The sequence below is a fragment of the Variovorax sp. N23 genome, from assembly GCF_025486315.1.
Taxonomy (GTDB): domain Bacteria; phylum Pseudomonadota; class Gammaproteobacteria; order Burkholderiales; family Burkholderiaceae_C; genus Variovorax.
The window spans coordinates 366,211-386,284 of sequence record NZ_JAOOPY010000003.1; the positions used below are offsets into that span (position 1 = coordinate 366,211).

Sequence of the window (20,074 nt, forward strand, 5' to 3'; positions counted from 1 at the left end):
AGGCGCGCCATGTCGTCCGCCACCGTGCCCCCGATTCGCCCTGTTGCCTCGATGCCGCTGATCTTCCCGGCGAGCGCGCTGCTGCACGTCGGCGCGCTGGCGGCCGCCGTGTGGGTGCCCGGCGCGCTGCCCTGGGCGATCGGCGCGGTGGTGCTCAACCATGCGCTCATCACCGGCGCCGGGCTCACGCCGCGCAGCCGGCTGCTGGGGCCGAACGTCACGCGGCTGCCCGCGGCGGCCGTGGCGCGGCGCGAAGTCGCACTCACCATCGACGACGGGCCCGACCCGGTCGTCACGCCCCAGGTGCTCGACGTGCTCGAGGCCTACGGCCAGCGCGCCACCTTCTTCTGCATCGCCGACCGGGTCGCGGCGCATCCCGGGCTGGCCCGCGAGATCGTCGCGCGCGGCCACAGCATCCAGAACCACACGGCGCGCCATCGGCACGACTTCTCCTTCCTCGGACCGCGCGGCTACGCCGCCGAAATCTCGCGTGCGCAGGCGCTGCTCGCGCAGGCGACCGGCGAACGCCCGAGCTGCTTTCGCGCACCGGCCGGCCTGCGCAATCCCTTTCTCGCGCCGGTGCTGCAGCGCCTGGGCCTGTCGCTGGTGAGCTGGACGCGGCGCGGTTTCGACACGCGCGAACGCGACCCGGCCAAGGTGCTGGGGCGCCTGGTGCGCGGGCTGGCGGCCGGCGACATCCTGCTGCTGCACGACGGCAACGCCGCCCGCACCGCGGATGGCCGGCCGGTCGTGCTGGAGGTGCTGCCGCCGTTGCTGGCGCGTCTGAAGGCCGACCGGCTGCGCGCCGTGACCCTGCCCGAAGCGCTGAAGGACGGATGAGCCGCATGTTGTCGACCGACGCGGCCTGGCGCCGCCTGCACGAAGAGGCGACGGCGCCGTACCGCCAGTCCGGCCGCTTCGGCTGGCACTTCGCCCGCGGCAAGCTGGGGCGCGACCCGGCCTTCCGCGGCATGCTGGAGCGCCGGCTCGTCGCCGCGCATCACGCCCGCGTGCTCGACATCGGCAGCGGCCAGAGCCTCACGGCCAGCCTGCTGTCGGTCGCCGCGTCGATGCAGGCGCAGGGCCACTGGCCGGCCGGCTGGCCTGCGACGCCCGCACGCATCGACTACACCGGCATCGAGCTGATGCCCAAGGACGTCGCCCGCGCGCAGGCCGCCATCGGCCACCTCGAGCCCGCGCCGCGCATCCTGTGCGCCGACATGTGCAGCGCGCCACTGCCGGCCTGCGACCTGGTCGTGATCCTCGACGTGCTGCACTACGTCGACCTGGACGCGCAGGAAGGCGTGCTGCGACGCGTGCGCGAGGCGCTCGCACCCGGCGGACGGCTGCTGCTGCGCGTCGGCGATGCAGCCAGCACGCGCGGCTTCGTCATCAGCCAATGGGTCGACCGCACCGTGACGCGCATCCGCGGCCACCGCGTGTCGCCGACCTGGGGCCGCACGCTGGCCGAATGGACGGCGCTGCTGCAGCGCCTGGGCTTTGCGGTGCACAGCATTCCCATGAGCCAGGGCACGCCCTTTGCCAACGTGCTGCTGGTCGCCGACCTCGAACCTGCCCATCCATGACACCTCAGACCCTCGACCGTGCCGGCATCGCCCGCCGCATCCCCCACAGCGGCAGCATGTGCCTGCTCGACCGGCTGGAGGCGTGGGACGCCGAAGCGATCCACTGCAGCACCGCCAGCCATGCGCTGCCCGACAACCCGCTGCGCACCGCGAGCGGGCTGATGGCGCCCAACCTCGTCGAATACGCCGCGCAGGCGATGGCGCTGCACGGCGGCCTGCTCGCGCCGCCGGACGCCGAGCCCTCGGCCGGCTTCCTGGCCAGCGCGCGCAACGTGCGCTTCGCGGTCGACCGCTTCGACGATGTGCCGGGCGCGCTGCAGGTGCACGCGAGGCGCCTCTCGGGCGACACCAGCCAGGTGCTCTACGAATTCGCCGTGAAGGACGACGGCGGCCGCGCGCTGGCCGAAGGCCGCGCGGTCGTCGTGCTCAACACCCCGCTGCCTCCCGCCACCCCCACCTCGACGAAATGAACGCCATGTCCCTGTCCGGAAAACGCGCCCTCATCACCGGCGCCAGCGGCGCCCTCGGCGCGGCCATCGCGCAGCGTCTGGCGCGCGACGGTGCCACCGTGCTGCTGCATGCCAGCTCGCGCCCGCAGGCGGTCGAGGAACTCGCCGCCACCATCACCGCGGCCGGTGGCACCGCCGAATGCCACGTCTTCGACCTGCGCAGCGACGAGGCCACCGCCGCCGGCTGCGCGGCGATCCTCACCGGCGGGCCGGTGCAGATCCTGGTGAACAACGCCGGCGTGCACGACGACGCGGTGCTGCCGGGCATGCGGCCCGAGCAGTGGCACAGGGTGATCGACGTGTCGCTCAACGGCTTCTTCCGCGTCACGCAGCCGCTGCTGCTGCCGATGCTGCGCACCCGCTGGGGCCGCATCCTGAACATCTCGTCGGTGGCCTCGCTCACCGGCAACCGCGGGCAGGTGAACTACGCCGCGGCCAAGGGCGCGCTCAACAGCGCGACCAAGGCGCTGTCGCTCGAAGTGGCGGCGCGCGGCGTGACCGTGAACGCCATCGCGCCGGGCATCATCGCGTCGCCGATGGCCGATGCGGTGTTCGACCCGGCGATCATCCAGCAGATGGTGCCGGTCAAGCGTGCCGGCACGCCCGACGAAGTGGCCGCGCTGGCCGGCTTCCTGGCGAGCGCCGACGCGGCCTACATCACGGGGCAGGTGATCTCGATCAACGGCGGGATGGTGTAGTGGCCGGCGCGCCACTCGGTGACCCGGCGCCTGGCGTGGCCCCGGTCGCCGTGGGCTTCTGGGAGGCCTTCCGCTTCTGGCTCAAGCTGGGCTTCGTGAGCTTCGGCGGGCCGGCCGGGCAGATCGCGATCATGCACACCGAGCTGGTCGAGCGCCGGCGCTGGATCAGCGAGAAGCGCTTTCTGCACGCGCTCAACTACTGCATGCTGCTGCCGGGCCCCGAAGCGCAGCAGCTGGCGACCTACATCGGCTGGCTGCTGCACCGGACCCGGGGCGGCATCGTCGCGGGCACGTTGTTCGTGCTGCCTTCGCTGTTCATCCTGATCGGCCTGTCGTGGATCTACCTGCGCTTCGGGCATGTGCCGGTGGTGGCGGGCATCTTCTATGGCATCAAGCCGGCCGTCACGGCCATCGTGCTGCACGCGGCGCACCGCATCGGCACGCGGGCGCTGCGCAACCGCTGGATGTGGGCCATCGCGGCGGCGTCCTTCATCGCGATCTTCGCCTTCGACACGCCGTTCCCCGCCATCGTGGTGGCCGCGGCGCTGGTCGGGCACGTCGGCGCGCGGCGTGCGCCGGCCGTGTTCGCGCTCGGCGGTGCGCCGGGCCACGCGGCATCGCACCACGGGCCGGCGCTGATCGACGACGACACGCCGACGCCGCCGCATGCGCGCTTCTCGCGCGGGCGGTTGACGAAGGTGCTCGGCGTCGGGCTGGGGCTGTGGGCGCTGGCCATGGCGACGTTGATCGCGACGCAAGGTCTGCAGGGCACGCTGACGCAGATGGGGTGGTTCTTCACCAAGGCGGCGCTGCTGACCTTTGGCGGCGCCTACGCGGTGCTGCCCTACGTCTACCAGGGCGCCGTCGAGCAGCATCACTGGCTGTCCGGCGCCCAGATGATCGATGGGCTGGCGCTGGGCGAAACCACGCCGGGGCCGCTCATCATGGTGGTGGCCTACGTCGGCTTCGTCGGCGGCTGGCTCGAGCAGGTGCTCGGCCCCGACGCGGTGTTCGCCGGCGCCGCGCTGGCGGCCTCGGTCGTCACCTTCTTCACCTTCCTGCCGTCCTTCGTCTTCATCCTCGCCGGCGGGCCGGCGATCGAGGCGACACACGGCAGGCTGGGCTTCACCGCACCGCTGTCGGCCGTCACCGCGGCCGTGGTGGGAGTCATCCTCAACCTAGCGCTGTTCTTCGCGTACCACGTGCTGTGGCCGCAGGGCTTCGGCGGGCGCTTCGACGCGGCATCGGCCGTGATCGCGCTCGCCGCCGCCGTGGCGCTGTTCCGCTTCAAGGTCGGCGTGCTGCCATTGCTCGGCGCGTGTGCCGCCGCCGGGCTGGCTTGGACCTGGGTGCTGCCGGCCCTGCGCTAGGGCTGTTCACTGAAACGCCCTCCCTCGGACGTTTCGCGACCGCCCGGCGCGTTTCGTCGCATTGCGCTGGCGATGGCGCGCACGACACGCGATCGTCGGGGCTCCACTTTTGACGGAGTCCCGACATGCATCCCTTCCGAACCCTGTCCGCCTTCGCCGCGGTCCTTGCCATTCCCCTGGCCGCGAGCGCGGCCGATCTCCGTGTCGCCGTGAGCGACGGGCCGGCGGTTCCGGCGACGCTCTATGTGGCGCTGTTCGACTCGGCCGACGCGCTGACGGCGGACAAGGCGCTGGCCGCGCAGACCCTGCCGATGCGCGACGGCAAGGCGCAGCTGGTGTTCGTCGGCTTGCCACCCGGACGCTATGTGCTCAAGTCCTTCGCCGACGAGAACGGCAACGGCAAGCTCGACGCGAACCTGGTCGGCGTGCCGATCGAACGCTACGGCTTCTCGAACGATGCCCGGGGCCGTATGGGCCCGCCCACCTTCGACGCGGCTGCGGTGCCACTCGAGGCCGCCGACAGCAGCATCGCCCTTCGTCTCCACTGAGGAGACGCGCACCATGGACCGCCGTGAACTTCTTCGCCGGCTGGCAGCGGCCGGCAGCGCGCCTTTCTTTTTGCCACTGGCCGCCCGGGCTGATGCCTCCGACGCCCCCGACAGCTGGCAGGCCGACTTCGAGGCGTCGACCGCGCCCTGGAAGTCGGGCTTCGCGACCGTGGCCGGCGATCTGCCGCTGACGCCCGCCACGGTGCGTGGCCGCTTTCCCGACGCGGTTGCCGGCACGCTCTACCGCGTCGGCCCCGCCGGCCACGACATCGGCGGCCAGCGCTATCACCACTGGTTCGATGGCGACGGCATGGCGCACCGCTTCGTGATCGAGGGCCGCGAGGTTCGTCACCAGGGCCGCTATGTCGCGACCGCCAAGCGCACGCGCGAAACGCGCGCCGGCCACCGCCTGATCGAGGGCTTCGGCACGGCGTTCGCGGGCAGCGAGCCGCTGAGTTCGCCCGACGACATGAACGTCGCCAACATCAGCATGCTGCCGATCGGTGGCGATCTGCTCGCGCTGTGGGAGGGCGGGTCGGCCACACGGCTGGACCCACGGACGCTGGCGACGCGGGGGCTGAAGACCTGGCGGGCCGATCTGGCCGGCGTACCGTTCTCCGCCCACCCGAAGGTCGACCCCGACGGAACGGTCTGGAACTTCGGCGTCAGTGCGAGCAACGGTTTGCTGGTGCTCTACGAGATCGCGCCCGATGGCGCGCTGCGCCGCGCCGACGCGCGGTCCGTGAGCGACCTGCCGATGATTCACGACTTCGCGGTGACCGACCGGCACCTCGTGTTCCTGATGCCGCCTCTGGTGTACGACGCCGCGCGCAAACAGGCGGGCGCGAGCTTTCTCGATGCCCACGTGTGGCGGCCCGAGCTCGGCATGCGGGCGCTGGTGATCGACAAGAAGGACTGGACGCGCCAGCAGATGCTCGCGCTGCCGGCCGGTTTCCTGTTCCATCTCGGCAACGCCTGGGAGGAGCAGACCGCCAGCGGGGCGGTGATCCATGTCGACTACGTCCGTGCGCCCGATGCATCGAGCCTCTTCACCGGCACCCGCGACTTCATGCGGGGGCGGTACGTGCGCGGCGCGCACGCCAAGCTGACGGTGGCCCGCCTGGACCTCGGAACGGGCCGGGCGACGCAGATCGAATGGCCCACGCAGGCCGAATTCCCGCGCATCGATCCGCGCCGGGTCGGCCTGCGGCACCGCCAGGTGATCCATGCCGCCGAGCCGATCGACGGCCGGCCGCTGTGGAGCGCGGTCGCACGCACCGACGTCGAATCGGGCGCGTCGCAACACTTCCGCTACGGGCCGCAGGCGCTGGTCGAGGAGCATGTGTTCGTGCCGGATGGCGAGCGACCGGGCTGGGTGCTCGGGACCGCCCTCGACTATGCGCAGGGCAGGACGGTGCTGTCGTGCTTCGCCGCTGACGCGCTGGCCGACGGTCCGGTGGCGCAGGCGACCTTGCCGTACGCACTTCCGCTGGGACTGCACGGGACGTTCGTGGCGGCTTAGGGCCGGCCCTGGCCAGTCTCAGCGGGTGAACAGCAGGACCGAGTTCGTGCCGCCGAAGGCGAAGGAGCTGCTGATGGCGGCGCGCAGCTGCGAGGCCTGCACACCCGTGTCGCGCACCAGGTTCAGCGCGCACGCGGGGTCGCGCTCGCCGCAGTGCGCGTTCGGCGGCAGCTGCTGCTCGCGCAGCGCCATCACCGTGATCACGGCCTCCAGCGCACCGGCGCCACCCAGCAGGTGGCCGTGCAGCGCCTTGGTCGAACTCACGCGCAGGTCGTCGAGCGCATCGCCCCAGACGGCGGCCAGTGCGTCGCGTTCGACCGCGTCGCCGATGCGCGTGGCCGTGCCGTGCGCATTGCAGTAGCCGACGTCGCGCGGCGACAGGCCGGCCTGTCGCAGGGCGGCGCGCAAGGCGCGGGCCTGGCCCTCGGCGTCGGGCTTGGTCAGGTGGGTGGCGTCGCAGCTGCTGCCCCAGCCGGCCAGCGTGGCATGCGGCGTGGCCCCGCGGCGGCGGGCATGCGCTTCGGATTCCAGGATCAGGAAGGCGGCGCCTTCGCCCAGCGCGAAGCCGCTGCGGTCGGCGGCGAAGGGGCGCACCGCGGTGGCCGCCTCGCCGGGCTGGAAGTGGGCCAGCGTCTGCATGGCCTGCCAGGCCAGCACCACGCCCGGGACGATCAGCGATTCGCTCCCGCCGGCGATGGCCACGTCGACCTCGCCGTGCCGCACCGCCTTGGCCGCCTCGGCGATGGCCAGCGATGAGGAGGCACAGGCCACGGAGTAGGTCAGCACCGGGCCCCGCGCGCGCTGGCGCATCGCCACGTGCGAGGCCGGCGCGTTCGGCATGAAGGCCGGGATGGTGAGTGGCGGCACGCGGCCGTTGCTGCTGCGGTAGGCGGCCTCCAGCGCGGCGGCGCCGCCCATGCCACAGCCGGCGTAGACACCGAGGCGTTCCGGCGCGACCGCGTCGGTGGCCAGCGCGGCGTCGCGCCAGGCCAGGTCGGCCGCGGCGACGGCCAGCTGGCTGACCCGGTCGACGCCGGCGAGCTGCAGCTTGGTGAACCAGCGGGCCGCGTCGAAGTCGACCGTGGCGGCTGCCGCGGGCTTAGGCAGTTCGGGAAAGACCGGCCGGATCGCGGATTCGCCCCGCATCAGCGCGGCGAAGAGGGCGTGCGGGTCGTCGCCGTGCGGTGCGACGACGCCCAGCCCCGTGACAACGACAGCGCTCATCGTGGAAAACGACCCTCAGGCGACCTTGGCGGCGCGCGTCTTGTCGACCAGCGCCGCGAGTTCGGCCAGCGTGTCGATGTTCGGGTTGTCGTCGGGGACTTCGATGCCGAACTTGTCCTCGATTTCGAAGATGAATTCGGCCAGGGCCAGCGAGTCGAGGCCCTTCTCGCGCATCGACGCATTCGGGTCGAGTTCGGACGACGGGATGCCGTATTTCTCCTGGATCAGATCCTGCAATTCCTTCAACGAACTCATGGTGTGTTTTCCGCTCTGCGAGTCGTGGTCGATGATAGCTGCAGCGTTTCGGGCCTCCAGCGCATCGAGGGCAGCGCGAAGGCGATGCCGAGGGCGGCGCCGGCCAGTGCGTCGAGCGCCACATGCTGCTTGATGGCCAGGGTCGACCAGGCGATGGCGATGAACCACAGCGCGTTGCCGACGCGCAGCCAGCGTGGCACGAAGGCGTCGCGCAGCACCTGCTCGACCCGGATGGCGGTGAACATCGCGGTGGCCACGTGCAGTGACGGGCAGGCGTTGCCTGCCGCGTCCACGCCCTGCAGCAGCGCGAAGCCCGGGTAGCCCGACGCATCGAAGCCCAGCGGCGGCACGGCGGTCGGCCAGAGGTAGAACAGAAGGAGCCCGGTGAGGCTCATGGCGGCGAGCCAGAGGCCGTAGACCACGAGCTCCCAGAAGCCGCGCTGCAGGCCCGGTCCGACGCCGATGTAGAACCACAGGCTCAGGTAGATGAACAGCGCCTCGGGATGGAAGCCGATCCAGCGGTCGAGCGCCATTTCCGGCATCACGACGACCGGAAAGACCGGGTTGCGCAGCACATAGAAGTAGCCGATGAAGAAGGCCGAGGTGACCGCCGTGGTGCCGAGCGCCTTCAGCCACAGCAGCCTGCGCATGCGAAAGCCGATCTCGGCGGTCCAGGGCGAGAGGGGCGGTGGGGGCGTCAAGGCTGGAAGGGCGGCAGCCCACGCAGTCGTTTCATGACCAGCGACGGCAGACGCAGCAGGAACTCGCCCATCAGGCGCGCGTGCATCCACGACAGCAGCAGGTTGTCGCGCACGTAGTTGAAGTGCGAAACGCCGCCTTCGGCCGCGCTGAGGTACTTCACCGGCGCATCGACGTTGATCGGCTTGACGCCGTTCCAGACCAGCCGCACCACCGCTTCGGTGTCGAAGTCGAATCGGCGCATCCAGGGCTGGCTGCGCATGACGTCGATCAGCGCGTTCACCGGGTAGATGCGAAAACCGTAGAGCGAGTCGCCGACGCCGGCCCAGAGCGTCTCGATGTGGGTCCAGCCGTTGGAGAGCTTGCGCCCCCACACCCGCGCCCGTGGCGCGCTGGCGTCGAAGATCGGGCGGCCGAGCACCAGGGTGTCGGGCCGGGCCAGCGAGGCCTGCATGAAGGCGGGGATGAGCTCGGCCGGGTGCTGGCCGTCGGAATCCATCGCGAGCGCATGGGTGAAGCCGGCCTCGCGCGCCGCTTCCAGCCCGCGCAGCACGGCGGCGCCCTTGCCCTGGTTCTGCGGCAGTTGCCACACGCGCAGGCCGGGGTCGGCGGCCGCGAGCTGCTGCAGCCGTTCGCCGGTACCGTCGGTGCTGCCGTCGATCACCACCCAGACCGGGTTCCACTGGGCGCGTGCCGCCGCCACGGTGGAGAAAAGGCGTTCGCCCGTGTTGTAGCTGGGAATCAGGACGAGATGGGTGCGCGAAGGTTCTGGCATTCGGTCGGCGCCTCGGTGGCGCTCTGTGTCATGGCGTGGCGAAAGTAGAGCTCGATCTGCTGCAGCAGGGCGGCGCTGTTCGGCACCGGTGCGAAGCGCTCGCCCAGGCGCAGCGTGAAGACCAGCGGCAGCGGCGGCACGCGCCACAGCGGCCAGCCCTTGCCGAGGTACGGTGAGTCGGTGTCGATGAAGACGGTCTGGATCGGTGCCTGCGCCAGCTTGGCGATCAGCGTCACGCCCGGGCGGAAGGCGTTGAGCGGCGGCGTCACCGTGCGCGTGCCCTCGGGGAAGATCACCAGCTGACCGCCGCGCCGCAGGTCCTGCACCGCAAGCCGCACCATGGTGTGGGCCGCGTCGTTGCGGATGTAGTGCGCCAGGCGCGCGCCCGCGCCGAGGAACACGTTCTTCATCAGCCCGGCCTTCATGATGCAGGCGCTGCGCGGCAGCCGCGCCACCAGCAGCAGCGCGTCGAGCATGGTCGGATGGTTGGCCACGATGATCAGGCCGCGCTCGTCGCGCAGCGCGTCGAGGCAGCGCGCGTCGATGCGCATCATGCCGGTGACCGAGGCCACGCCCCAGAACAGGCGGTAGGCGCCGGCGATCACGCGGCGGCCGAGCGGCCGGGCGATGTCCGGGGGCAGCACCGGGTACAGCAGCATGGCGACGAGGTTCCAGGCGAGCGATACCAGGCCGAGGCCGAGCAGCAGGGCGTAGAGCGGCGGCGCGAGGGCGATCGACAGGCCTCGGCGCAGCAGCGTCTTCATCGTGCGAGGCCTTCGGTCATGCGTGGATGGCGCCGGACGCCACGGCGTGCGCCTCGATCTCGACCAGCAGGTCCTGCCGGCAGATGTCGGCCTCGAGGTAGACCGCCTGGCGCACCGTGGGCGCGTCGGCGCCGAGTGCGTCGACCAGCACCTGGCGGACCACCAGGGCGTCGGCCACGTGGCGCACGTACACCACGGCTTCGAGCTTCGGCAGGGCGAAGCGGGCGCTGGTGCGTGCGTTCGCCGCCTCGATCACGGCCGTGAGGTTGCGCAGCGTTTCCGCCGTCTGCGCCCGCACGTCGCCCAGGTGCACCGTCTCGTGGCCGATGATGCTGGCGGTGCCGGAGATGAAGAGCGCCACGTCGTCGCCGCCGAGCTCGGCCAGCGCAGCGCGCGAGAAGGTCGGCGAGCGCGGGCCGTAGGTGTCCGGGTAGCGGTAGGCCGAGACCTGCCGCGGGTTCTCGACCGGCAGCGGCGCGATCTGCCCGGCCAGGAAGCGGATGCACAGCGAACCCTGGCGGATGCCCAGCGCGCAGGCGGCCGGCGCACCGTCGAAAGCGGCCTGCCCGGCATCGATGAAGGCCTGCTGGCGGCCCATGTTGAACTGGCGGTAGCGCTCGAGCCCGCCGCCATCGCCGTTGATCTGCGGCAGGTAGTTCCAGATGCGCAGCAGGTGCGGGCAGCCGCTGTCGGCCAGCGCGCGGAACAGGTCGGCATAAGCGCGCTCGGCGAGCCTGGCGACGCCTTGCTGCTCGACCGCCTCGTCGAGGTCGATGGCGCCCAGCACCCAGTGGCCGTCGGTGCGCCAGCGCGCCACGCCGGTGGTGCCGGAGCGGATCTCGCCGCTGGCCTGCCAGACGTCCGCCATCGGCCCGCCCTCGGACAGCACCTGGGCGTTCACCGTCGGCATCCAGGCCAGGTCGTCGGGCGTGCCGTAGCCCAGGCCGCCGAAGGGCGAGTGGCCGCCGTCGGCCATGGCCAGCCCCTGGGACAGGGTGAGCCGCTCGACGCGCAGCGGGGGGACCTTCAGCAGTTCACGAGCGCTCATTTCACCTCCTGGATGTTCTCGCCGGCCAAGGGGCCGAGCTCACGGATGTTGCGGTGTCGCCGGCGCCAGGCGTCCCAGGTGCGGCGCGGATGGCCAGCCGAGACGGCGTAGTAGATGCCCTTGAGCACCCGCAGCGAGCCCCAGATGGGCGTCTTGCCGTGCACGTCGCCGGCCAGCAGCGACATCAGCGCCTCCTTCACCCGCAACGGATTCTGCGGGTACATGAAGAACTCGCGCATGGTCGGGTTCGTCACGCGGAAGATGAACCACGAGAACTCGCGCGGTCCCTTGCGCATGTACCGCTCGAAGCGCCGGCGCGCCGCGACGGCACGCTGCGGCTGGTCGAGCGTGGCGGCGACCACCTCGGCGCCCTCGAAGGCACTGTGCATCGCCAGGTACACGCCCGAGGAGAACACCGGGTCGATGAAGCTGAAGGCGTCGCCCAGCATCAGGTAGCGCTCGCCGCTGCAGTGGGTGCTGGTGTAGGCGTAGTTGCCGGTGGCGTACACGGCGTCGTCGACCAGCGTCGCGTCCTTCAGGCGCTCGCCGAGCTCCGGGCACAGGGCGATCGTGTCCGCGAAGAAGTCGGCGAGCGGCTTGGTGCGCGACTTGAGGTAGTGGGGCCAGCACACCGCGCCCACGCTGGTGGTGCCGTCGGCCAGCGGGATGTACCAGAACCAGCCGTGCTCGAACCAGAAGATCGTGATGTTGCCTTCGAGCTTGCCTTCGCCGCGCCGGGCGTTGGCGAAGTGGCCGAAGAGGGCCGCGCTGTTGTGCCGGGGGTTCTTCTGCTTGGCCTTGAACTTGTTGCCCAGGAAGGTGTCGCGGCCGGAGGCGTCGATGACGAAGCGGGCGCGCCAGGTGCGCGCGGCGCCGTCGTCGAGCGTGGCCTGGACCGTGGCGCCGTCGGTGTCGAACTGCACGTCGCGCACGCGGGCGCCCTCGATCGTCGTCGCGCCCTGCGCGGCCGCGTTGCGAAAGAGGATCTCGTCCATCTCCGAGCGGCGCACCTGCCAGGCATAGGGCATGGTCTTGTCCCAGGCTTCGGCGAATTCGAGCCGGGCCACGTGGTCGTGGTCGGGCGAGACGAACTCGACGCCCCACTTGGGCATGCCGATGCGCTCGATCTGGTCGCGCACCCCCAGCTTGTCGAACAGCGCCACGTTGGCCGGCAGCAGCGATTCGCCGATGTGGAAACGGGGGTGGTGCGCCTTCTCCAGCACCACGACCTGCCGACCCTGGCGTGCGAGCAGCGCCGCGGCGGTGGCACCGGCCGGGCCGCCGCCGATGATGAGGACATCGCAGTTCTCGATAGGTGCGCTGGCGGTCGGGTTCATGCGGTCTTGACGGCGGTGTATTCGGAGAAGACGCCCAGCTCGACATGCCGGCGCACGTCGCCGAAGCCGGCGTCTCGCAGCGCCTGCATCACCTGCTCGGGCGGGATGCAGGCCTCGATCGTGTCCCAGTAGTAGCGCCACAGCTCGGCCGTGTCGCTGCGCTGGCCGATGAAGCGGGCGATGAGCGGCACCACGGCGCGCATGTAGGCCTTGAGCAGCGCCGTGCCGATGCGGCCGCGCGGCTTGCTGATCTCGAGCACCAGCAGCCGGCCGCCCGGACGCAGCACGCGATGGAATTCGCCGAAGGCGGCGCCGACATCGCTGATGTGGCGCAGCGCATAGCCCATGCTCACGAAATCGCTGCTGGCGGCGGGTCGCGGCAGGGCCTCGGCCTTGCCCTGGACCAGCTCGACGCCGGGCAGGTCGATCTCCTTCATCATCCCGGCGCTCGGATCGACGCCGACCAGGCGGCCGGCCGGGCCGACGAGGCGCAGCGCCTCGCGTGCCACCAGGCCGGTGCCGATGCCGACATCGAGCACCTCGGCACCCGTGCGCAGGCCGGCGCGCTGCAAGGCGCTGCGGCGGTACCAGGGGCCGGAGCCGAAGGCGAGCACGCGCTCGATGCGGTCGTAATCGGGGGCCGTGTCGTCGAAGATGCGGCGCAGGAAGGCCTGGTGTTCGTCCTCGTTCCCGTAGTAGAGCGGCAGCGGCGCATGGGGTGGCAGCAGGGCCGGATCGGCAGGGGCGGTCGAGGGCAGGGGCGTCATCGGCGGATTATCCCCAAAAGCGTGCGCGCCCCCGCGCTCATCCGGCCCGGCGTTGTGTGCGCCGGACAGTAAACTCTCCACTGCTCTGACAACACACGACAGCGAGAGAAAAAAGCCATGGCCGGACACAGCAAATGGGCAAACATTCAGCACAGGAAGGGTCGGCAGGACGAGAAGCGCGGCAAGCTCTGGACCCGTGCCATCCGTGAGATCACCGTGGCCGCGCGTGCCGGCGGCGGCGACCTGGGCACCAACCCGCGGCTGCGGCTGGCGGTCGAGAAGGCCAAGGCGGTCAACCTGCCGATCGACACGGTCAAGCGCAACATCGACAAGGCCACCGGCAACCTCGAAGGCGTCAATTACGAAGAGATTCGTTACGAAGGGTACGGAATCGGCGGCGCGGCGATCATCGTCGACACCATGACCGACAACCGGGTGCGCACCGTGGCCGAGGTGCGCCACGCCTTTTCCAAGCACGGCGGCAACATGGGCACCGAAGGCTCGGTGGCCTTCCAGTTCAAGCATTGCGGGCAGTTCGTCTTCGCGCCGGGCACGGACGAAGACAAGGTGATGGAAGTCGCGCTCGAGGCCGGTGCCGAGGACGTGGTGACCGACGAGGACGGTGCCATCGAGGTGCTCACCGCCGTCGCCGACTTCGAGGCCGTGAAGAACGCCCTCGAGGCCGCGGGCCTGAAGCCGGACATGGCCGAGGTCACGATGCGTGCCGAGAACACCATCGAGCTGTCGGGCGAGGAGGGCGCGAAGATGCAGAAGCTGCTGGACATCCTCGAGGACCTCGACGACGTGCAGGACGTCTTTCACAACGCGGTGATCTCCGAATGAAGACATTGGTGATCGGCGGCGGCGGCCGCGAACACGCCCTGGCGTGGCGCCTGTCGCAGTCGGAGCGCGTCTCCAAGCTCTACGTGGCGCCTGGCAACGGCGGTACGGCGACCGACCGGCGTTTCGAGAACGTCGACATCACCGACCCGGTGGCGCTGCGCGAATGGGCGCAGAAGGAAAAGATCGTGCTGACGGTGGTCGGCCCCGAAGGCCCGCTGGCGGCCGGCGTGGTCGACGAGTTCCGCGCGCACGGCCTGCGCATCTTCGGTCCGACGCAGGCCGCCGCGCAGCTCGAGAGCTCCAAGGCCTTCTCCAAGGCCTTCATGAAGCGCCACAAGATCCCGACGGCCGAGTACGAGGCCTTCACCGACGCGGCGGCGGCCCATGCCTACGTCGACGCCAAGGGCGCGCCGATCGTCGTCAAGGCCGACGGCCTGGCGGCTGGCAAGGGCGTGGTGGTGGCGATGACGGCGCAGGAAGCGCACGACGCCATCGACTTCATGCTGGTGGACAACAAGTTCGGCGTGGCCCACAACGCGGGCGGCGCGCGCGTGGTCATCGAGGAGTTCCTGCAGGGCGAGGAGGCCAGCTTCATCGTCATGTGCGACGGCAAGAACGTCGCGGCCCTGGCCACCAGCCAGGACCACAAGCGCCTGCTCGACAACGACGAAGGCCCCAACACCGGTGGCATGGGCGCGTATTCGCCGGCGCCGGTGGTCACGGCCGAGGTGCACGCCAAGGCGATGCGCGAGATCATCCTGCCGACCATCCGAGGCATGGAGAAGGACGGCATCCCGTTCACCGGCTTCCTGTACGCCGGCCTGATGATCGACGCGTCCGGCCAGCCCAGGACGCTCGAATTCAACTGCCGCATGGGCGACCCCGAGACCCAGCCGATCATGATGCGGCTCAAGTCGGACCTGTTCGAGGTGTTCTGGCACGCCACCGACGGCACGCTCGATCAGGTCGAGCTGCAGTGGGACCGGCGCGTGGCGCTGGGCGTGGTGCTGGCGGCGCACGGCTATCCCGAATCGCCGCGCAAGGGCGATCGCATCGCCGGCATCCCGGCCGAGGCGCCCGACGCGATGGTGTTCCACGCGGGCACCACGCTCGACGACGGTGAACTCAAGACCAGTGGTGGCCGCGTGCTGTGCGTGACCGTGCTGGCCGACAGCGTGAAGCTGGCGCAGCAGCGCGCCTACGAGGTCGCGGCGCAGGTGCGCTTCGACGGCGTGCAGTACCGCAAGGACATCGGCTACCGCGCGCTGCACGCGCGCAACGGTTGATGCAGGTCGACCCGGCCGTCGTCGGCGACTACCTGCGCGGCCTGCAGCTGCGCATCATGGCCGCCGTCGAGGCGGCCGATGGTGGCACGGCGGTGCGCGACGCCTGGCAGAAAGAACCGGGCGAGGCGCTGCAGGGCAGCGGCCTCACCTGCATTCTGGAAGGCGGCGCGCTGTTCGAGCGCGCGGGCTGCGGCTTCTCGCAGGTGCGCGGGCCGAAGCTGCCGCCCTCGGCCACGCAGCATCGGCCCGAGCTGGCCGGCGCGCCCTTCGAGGCCATGGGCGTGTCGCTGGTGTTCCACCCGCGCAATCCCTACGTGCCGACCGTCCACATGAACGTGCGCATGATCGCGGCGCTGCCCGAAGGCGGCGCGCCGGTCTGCTGGTTCGGCGGCGGCATGGACCTCACGCCGATCTACGGCTTCGAGGACGATGCGGTGCACTTCCACCGCACCTGCCGCGACGCGCTGGCGCCCTTCGGCGACGACAAGTACCCGCGCTTCAAGACCTGGTGCGACGCGTACTTCTTCCTCAAGCACCGCAACGAGCAGCGCGGCATCGGCGGCGTCTTCTTCGACGATTTCTCCGAACTGGGCTTCGACGACAGCTTCGCGATGCTGCGCGCGGTGGGCGACGGCTTCCTGCCGGCCTATCTGCCCATCGTCGAGCGCCGGCGCGACACGCCCTATGGCGAGCGCGAGCGCGCCTTCCAGCTGTACCGGCGCGGCCGCTACGTCGAGTTCAACCTGGTGTGGGACCGCGGCACGCACTTCGGCCTGCAATCGGGCGGGCGCACCGAATCGATCCTGCTGTCGATGCCGCCGCAGGCGAGCTGGGCCTACCAGCAGGTGCCCGCGCCCGGCACGCCCGAGGCGGCGCTGTACAGCGACTTCATCGTGCGCCGCGAATGGCTCTGACCCCTGTGCGGCTGGGCGTCTTCGGCGGTGCCTTCGACCCGCCGCACCGCACGCACGTCGCGCTGGTCGAGGCGGCGCTGGCGCAGTTGCAGCTGGACGAGCTGCGCATCTTCCCGACCGGCGACGCCTGGCACAAGGTGCGCACGCTCAGCCCGGCGGCCGACCGGCTGGCGATGGCCGAACTGGCCTTCGGCGGCATGGCGCGCGTGGTGGTCGACCCGCGCGAGGTGCGGCGCGCCGGCCCGACCTACACGCTCGACACGCTGCGCGAGCTCCAGCGCGAATTTCCGCAGGCGCAGCCGGTGCTCATCATGGGCAGCGACCAGGCGGCGGCCCTGCCGACCTGGCACGGTTGGCAGGATATCCTGGCCATTGCTATTGTTTCCATAGCTGAGCGGTTAGAATCCGCCCGCTCCGACGGATCGGCGACCCGCTTCGATCCGCGGACGCTGCCCGGCCTGCCGGCCGGCGCGCGCTTCGAGACGCTCGAACTTCCCCCGGTGGACACCAGTGCGACCGATATCCGTGCCCGCGTTGCCCGCGGGGAGGAAATCGCTGCGCTGGTTCCTCCTGCCGTTGCGCGCTATATTGACCAACACCACCTCTACGCCTCCGCCTGATGACCACTGAAGCCGCCGCCAAGAAAGACACCCAGAAACTCCAGCGAGCCATCGTCGACGGGCTCGAAGACGTCAAGGCGCAGGACATCCAGGTTTTCGATACCGAGCATCTCTCGCCGCTGTTCGAGCGCGTGATCGTCGCGTCGGGCACGTCGAACCGCCAGACCAAGGCGCTCGCCTCCAGCGTGCGCGACGCGGTGCGCGAGGCCGGCTTTCCCAAGCCGCGCATCGAGGGCGAGGACAACGGCGAGTGGATCATCGTGGACTGCGGCGCCGCGGTCGCGCACATCATGCAGCCGGCGATCCGCCAGTACTACCACCTCGAAGAGATCTGGGGCGACAAGCCGGTGCGGCTCAAGCTCGGTGCGGCCAAGCCCGCGGCGGTGAGCGCCGACAGCAGCACGCCGAAGGAGAAGAAGGCCGACAAGGCGGAGAAGCCGGTCACGTCGCTGCGCCGCGCGAGCGCCGCCAAGACCGCCATCCGCGCAGCCGAGCAGGAAGCCAAGGCCGAGAAGCTGAAGGCCAAGCCGGCCGCCCGGAAGACGTCCCGCGCGCCCGTGCGCAAGACCAGCGCCTCGGGCGCAGCCCCCGTCAAGAAGATCCCGGTCAAGAAGATCGGCGCACCCGTCAAGAAGGCCGCCGCCAAGAAGGCGCCCGCGCGCAAGAGCGCCGCTCCGCGCAGCCAATGAAGCTGCTGGTGGTCGCGGTCGGGCAACGCATGCCCGACTGGGCACAGACCGCCTGGGACGACTACGCCAAGCGCTTCCCGCCCGAACTCAAGCTCGAGTTGCGGGCCGTCAAGACCGAGCCGCGCGGCTCGAAGACGCTCGACACGCTGTATGCCGCCGAGCGCGAGCGCATCGAGGCCGCCATCGCCAAGGGCATGCGCATCGTGGCGCTCGACGAGCGCGGCACCGCACTGACCACCAAGGCGCTGGCCAGTCGGCTGCAGACCTGGCAGCTCGAAGGCGACGACGTGGCGCTGGTCATCGGTGGGCCCGACGGGCTCGACCCGGCCTTCAAGGCCGCCGCACATGAACGCATCCGCCTGTCCGACCTCACGTTGCCGCACGCCATGGCGCGCGTGCTGCTGGTCGAGCAGCTCTACCGCGCCTGGTCGGTCAATGCCGGCCATCCGTACCACCGCGAATGAGCGACCTGTTTCTTTATCTCGCCTCTCAGAGCCCGCGCCGCGCCCAGTTGCTGGGGCAGTTGGGCGTGCGGCATGAACGGCTGCTGGCCGCGCCCGACGAGGATGCGGAAGCCCTCGAGGTCGTGCTGCCCGGCGAGTCGCCAGCGGCCTATGTGCAGCGTGTGACCGGCCTCAAGCTCGACGCGGCGGTGGCGCGGCATCGCCGGTTGAAGTTGCCCGCTGCGCCCATCCTCTGCGCGGATACGACGGTGGCCTTCGGCCGCACGATCCTCGGCAAGCCCGAGGACGCGCGCGACGCCGAGCGCATGCTGGCGCAGCTCGCTGGCCGCACGCACCGCGTGCTGACGGCCGTGGCCGTGCAGCAGGGCCGTCGCCGGTACGCGGCCCTGAGCGTGTCGCGCGTGCGTTTCGCGCCGATGACCCGCACGCAGATCGCCCGCTACGCCGCCAGCGGCGAACCGCTCGGCAAGGCGGGCGCCTACGGCATCCAGGGCGCGGCCGCGGCCTTCGTCGAACACATCGCCGGCTCCTATTCGGGCATCATGGGTCTCCCGTTGTTCGAGACGGCCACGCTGCTGCGGCAGGCCGGTTGGAAGCTTTAGGCAAAAGACAACCCATGCAAGACATCCTGATCAACTGGTCGCCGCAGGAGACCCGGGTCGCGCTGGTCGAGCATGGGGCCGTACAGGAGCTCCACGTTGAACGCACGCTCGAGCGCGGCCTGGTCGGCAACGTGTACCTCGGCAAGGTGTCGCGCGTGCTGCCCGGCATGCAGTCGGCCTTCATCGACATCGGCCTGGAGCGCACGGCCTTCCTGCACGTGGCCGACATCGTCGCGCCGTTCACGCCGGGCTCGCGTCCCGCCACGCAGGCGCCGGACCGGGACCATCGCAACGGCAGTGCGATCGTGCCGATCGAGAAGCAGGTGTTCGAGGGCCAGTCGCTGCTGGTGCAGGTGATCAAGGACCCGATCGGCACCAAGGGGGCGCGGCTGTCGACGCAGATCAGCATCGCCGGCCGTCTGCTGGTCTTCCTGCCGCAGGACAACCACGTGGGCGTGTCGCAGAAGATCCCGCTCGACCAGCGCGAGAGCCTGCGCAAGCGCATGCAGACGCTGATCGATGCCGCCGCGGCCGCCGACAGCGGCGGCACGGTGCCGGCCAACACCGGCGGCTTCATCCTGCGCACCAACGGCGAGGATTCCGCCGACGCCGAACTGGCCGAGGACATCGCCTACCTGCGCAAGACCTGGTCGCGCATCCGCGACATGTCGACGCGGCTGCCGCCGATGTCGCTGCTGCACCAGGACCTGAGCCTGCTGCAGCGCGTGCTGCGCGACATGACCAGCGAAGAGACGCAGACCATCCGCATCGATTCGCGCGAGCAGTTCGACGTGCTGCTCAAGTTCGGCCTCGAGTTCATGCCGCAGGCGGCGGGCAAGCTGCAGCACTACAAGGGCGAGCGGCCGATCTTCGACCTGTACTCGATCGACGAGGAGATCGCCAAGGCGCTGGGCCGGCGCGTCGACCTCAAGTCCGGCGGCTACCTGGTGGTCGACCAGACCGAGGCGCTCACCACCGTCGACGTGAACACCGGCGGCTTCGTCGGCGCCCGCAACTTCGACGACACCATCTTCAAGACCAACCTCGAAGCCGCGCAGGCCATCGCGCGGCAATTGCGGCTGCGCAACCTGGGCGGCATCGTCATCGTCGACTTCATCGACATGGCGCGCGACGACCACCGCGAGCAGGTGCTGGCCGAGTTTCGCAAGCAACTGGCGCGCGACCGGGTCAAGACCAGCGCGGGGGCCTTCTCGCCGCTGGGGCTGGTCGAGATGACACGCAAGCGCACCCGCGAATCGCTGGCCCACATGCTGTGCGAGCCGTGCGCGGCCTGCGGCGGGCAGGGCATCGTGAAGACCGCGCGCACCGCAGCCTACGACGTGATGCGCGAGATCCTGCGCGAGGCGCGCCAGTTCACGCCGCGCGAATTCCGCATCGTCGCGGCCCCGCAAGTCATCGAGCTGCTGCTCGACGAAGAAAGCCAGCACCTGGCCGGCCTGAGCGACTTCATCGGCAAGCCGATCTCGCTGCAGTCGGAGCCGGCCATGGGGCAGGGTCAGTTCGACATCGTTTTGTTATGACCACCCCGATGTC

At 70.5% G+C, this 20,074-nt stretch carries 23 protein-coding genes; 15 read left to right on the plus strand and 8 right to left on the minus strand.

All coding sequences use genetic code 11. From position 1 onward, the window contains the following. Nucleotides 1-9: 9 nt before the first annotated feature. The 7 genes from N8A90_RS06920 to N8A90_RS06950 all read left to right on the plus strand — a co-directional run bounded on the left by N8A90_RS06920 (nt 10) and on the right by N8A90_RS06950 (nt 6,233). Nucleotides 10-840: a polysaccharide deacetylase family protein gene (locus N8A90_RS06920; RefSeq protein WP_262073934.1), complete on the plus strand. Its 831-nt coding sequence runs from the start codon at nt 10-12 to the stop codon at nt 838-840. Next, nucleotides 837-1,586, plus strand: coding sequence for a class I SAM-dependent methyltransferase (locus N8A90_RS06925; RefSeq protein WP_262073935.1), 750 nt, complete (start codon nt 837-839; stop codon nt 1,584-1,586). Before N8A90_RS06920 ends, N8A90_RS06925 begins: the two co-directional genes overlap by 4 nt. Continuing rightward, nucleotides 1,583-2,056 (plus strand): hydroxymyristoyl-ACP dehydratase, encoded by a 474-nt coding sequence (locus N8A90_RS06930; protein WP_262073936.1) that lies wholly within the window; start codon nt 1,583-1,585, stop codon nt 2,054-2,056. The genes N8A90_RS06925 and N8A90_RS06930 overlap by 4 nt, the downstream gene beginning before the upstream one ends. A gap of 5 nt (nt 2,057-2,061) precedes the next feature. Beyond that, nucleotides 2,062-2,793: a 3-oxoacyl-ACP reductase FabG gene (fabG, locus tag N8A90_RS06935; RefSeq protein WP_262074000.1), complete on the plus strand. Its 732-nt coding sequence runs from the start codon at nt 2,062-2,064 to the stop codon at nt 2,791-2,793. A 35-nt stretch (nt 2,794-2,828) separates the two neighbouring features. Further along, nucleotides 2,829-4,163: a chromate efflux transporter gene (chrA, locus tag N8A90_RS06940; protein WP_262073937.1), complete on the plus strand. Its 1,335-nt coding sequence runs from the start codon at nt 2,829-2,831 to the stop codon at nt 4,161-4,163. Between the two features lie 125 nt (nt 4,164-4,288). After that, the gene (locus tag N8A90_RS06945) at nt 4,289-4,711 is read left to right on the plus strand and encodes a DUF2141 domain-containing protein (RefSeq protein WP_262073938.1); all 423 of its coding nucleotides are present in this window, start codon (nt 4,289-4,291) and stop codon (nt 4,709-4,711) included. Nucleotides 4,712-4,724: 13 nt separating this feature from the next. Next, nucleotides 4,725-6,233, plus strand: coding sequence for a carotenoid oxygenase family protein (locus N8A90_RS06950; RefSeq protein ID WP_262073939.1), 1,509 nt, complete (start codon nt 4,725-4,727; stop codon nt 6,231-6,233). 18 nt (nt 6,234-6,251) lie between these two features. Here N8A90_RS06950 and N8A90_RS06955 read toward each other — a convergent pair whose 3' ends face one another. From N8A90_RS06955 to N8A90_RS06990, 8 genes are read right to left on the minus strand one after another with little or no spacing between them, the layout of a single operon-like run. Beyond that, nucleotides 6,252-7,457, minus strand: a complete 1,206-nt coding sequence (locus N8A90_RS06955; RefSeq protein ID WP_262073940.1) for a beta-ketoacyl-[acyl-carrier-protein] synthase family protein — start codon at nt 7,455-7,457, stop codon at nt 6,252-6,254. A gap of 15 nt (nt 7,458-7,472) precedes the next feature. Continuing rightward, entirely contained in the window at nt 7,473-7,712 is a 240-nt protein-coding gene (locus N8A90_RS06960; RefSeq protein WP_262073941.1) for an acyl carrier protein, read from the minus strand. Then, entirely contained in the window at nt 7,709-8,413 is a 705-nt protein-coding gene (locus N8A90_RS06965; protein ID WP_262073942.1) for a phosphatase PAP2 family protein, read from the minus strand. The genes N8A90_RS06960 and N8A90_RS06965 overlap by 4 nt, the downstream gene beginning before the upstream one ends. Next, nucleotides 8,410-9,186 (minus strand): glycosyltransferase family 2 protein, encoded by a 777-nt coding sequence (locus N8A90_RS06970; RefSeq protein ID WP_262073943.1) that lies wholly within the window; start codon nt 9,184-9,186, stop codon nt 8,410-8,412. The genes N8A90_RS06965 and N8A90_RS06970 overlap by 4 nt, the downstream gene beginning before the upstream one ends. After that, nucleotides 9,153-9,950: a lysophospholipid acyltransferase family protein gene (locus tag N8A90_RS06975; protein WP_262073944.1), complete on the minus strand. Its 798-nt coding sequence runs from the start codon at nt 9,948-9,950 to the stop codon at nt 9,153-9,155. The genes N8A90_RS06970 and N8A90_RS06975 overlap by 34 nt, the downstream gene beginning before the upstream one ends. Nucleotides 9,951-9,966: 16 nt before the next feature. Beyond that, nucleotides 9,967-10,998 (minus strand): hypothetical protein, encoded by a 1,032-nt coding sequence (locus tag N8A90_RS06980; RefSeq protein WP_262073945.1) that lies wholly within the window; start codon nt 10,996-10,998, stop codon nt 9,967-9,969. Continuing rightward, a complete protein-coding gene (locus N8A90_RS06985; RefSeq protein WP_262073946.1) occupies nt 10,995-12,335 on the minus strand; it encodes an NAD(P)/FAD-dependent oxidoreductase in 1,341 nt (446 codons plus the stop codon). The genes N8A90_RS06980 and N8A90_RS06985 overlap by 4 nt, the downstream gene beginning before the upstream one ends. Continuing rightward, nucleotides 12,332-13,102, minus strand: coding sequence for a class I SAM-dependent methyltransferase (locus N8A90_RS06990; RefSeq protein WP_262073947.1), 771 nt, complete (start codon nt 13,100-13,102; stop codon nt 12,332-12,334). Before N8A90_RS06990 ends, N8A90_RS06985 begins: the two co-directional genes overlap by 4 nt. Nucleotides 13,103-13,219: 117 nt before the next feature. Here N8A90_RS06990 and N8A90_RS06995 point away from each other — a divergent pair, with 117 nt between their 5' ends. The 8 genes from N8A90_RS06995 to rng are packed head-to-tail and all read left to right on the plus strand — an operon-like array spanning nt 13,220 to nt 20,061. Continuing rightward, on the plus strand, nt 13,220-13,945 hold the full coding sequence (locus tag N8A90_RS06995; RefSeq protein WP_262073948.1) for a YebC/PmpR family DNA-binding transcriptional regulator: 726 nt from the start codon (nt 13,220-13,222) through the stop codon (nt 13,943-13,945). Further along, entirely contained in the window at nt 13,942-15,231 is a 1,290-nt protein-coding gene (purD, locus tag N8A90_RS07000) for a phosphoribosylamine--glycine ligase (protein WP_262073949.1), read from the plus strand. Before N8A90_RS06995 ends, purD begins: the two co-directional genes overlap by 4 nt. Next, the gene (hemF, locus tag N8A90_RS07005; RefSeq protein ID WP_410087641.1) at nt 15,228-16,145 is read left to right on the plus strand and encodes an oxygen-dependent coproporphyrinogen oxidase; all 918 of its coding nucleotides are present in this window, start codon (nt 15,228-15,230) and stop codon (nt 16,143-16,145) included. The genes purD and hemF overlap by 4 nt, the downstream gene beginning before the upstream one ends. Continuing rightward, nucleotides 16,136-16,765, plus strand: a complete 630-nt coding sequence (gene nadD, locus N8A90_RS07010) for a nicotinate (nicotinamide) nucleotide adenylyltransferase (RefSeq protein ID WP_262073951.1) — start codon at nt 16,136-16,138, stop codon at nt 16,763-16,765. Before hemF ends, nadD begins: the two co-directional genes overlap by 10 nt. Next, entirely contained in the window at nt 16,765-17,454 is a 690-nt protein-coding gene (rsfS, locus tag N8A90_RS07015; RefSeq protein ID WP_262073952.1) for a ribosome silencing factor, read from the plus strand. The genes nadD and rsfS overlap by 1 nt, the downstream gene beginning before the upstream one ends. After that, nucleotides 17,451-17,918, plus strand: a complete 468-nt coding sequence (gene rlmH, locus N8A90_RS07020; protein WP_262073953.1) for a 23S rRNA (pseudouridine(1915)-N(3))-methyltransferase RlmH — start codon at nt 17,451-17,453, stop codon at nt 17,916-17,918. Before rsfS ends, rlmH begins: the two co-directional genes overlap by 4 nt. Continuing rightward, the gene (locus tag N8A90_RS07025; protein WP_262073954.1) at nt 17,915-18,520 is read left to right on the plus strand and encodes a Maf family protein; all 606 of its coding nucleotides are present in this window, start codon (nt 17,915-17,917) and stop codon (nt 18,518-18,520) included. Before rlmH ends, N8A90_RS07025 begins: the two co-directional genes overlap by 4 nt. Before the next feature lie 14 nt (nt 18,521-18,534). Further along, nucleotides 18,535-20,061: a ribonuclease G gene (gene rng, locus N8A90_RS07030; RefSeq protein ID WP_262073955.1), complete on the plus strand. Its 1,527-nt coding sequence runs from the start codon at nt 18,535-18,537 to the stop codon at nt 20,059-20,061. Nucleotides 20,062-20,074: the final 13 nt, after the last annotated feature.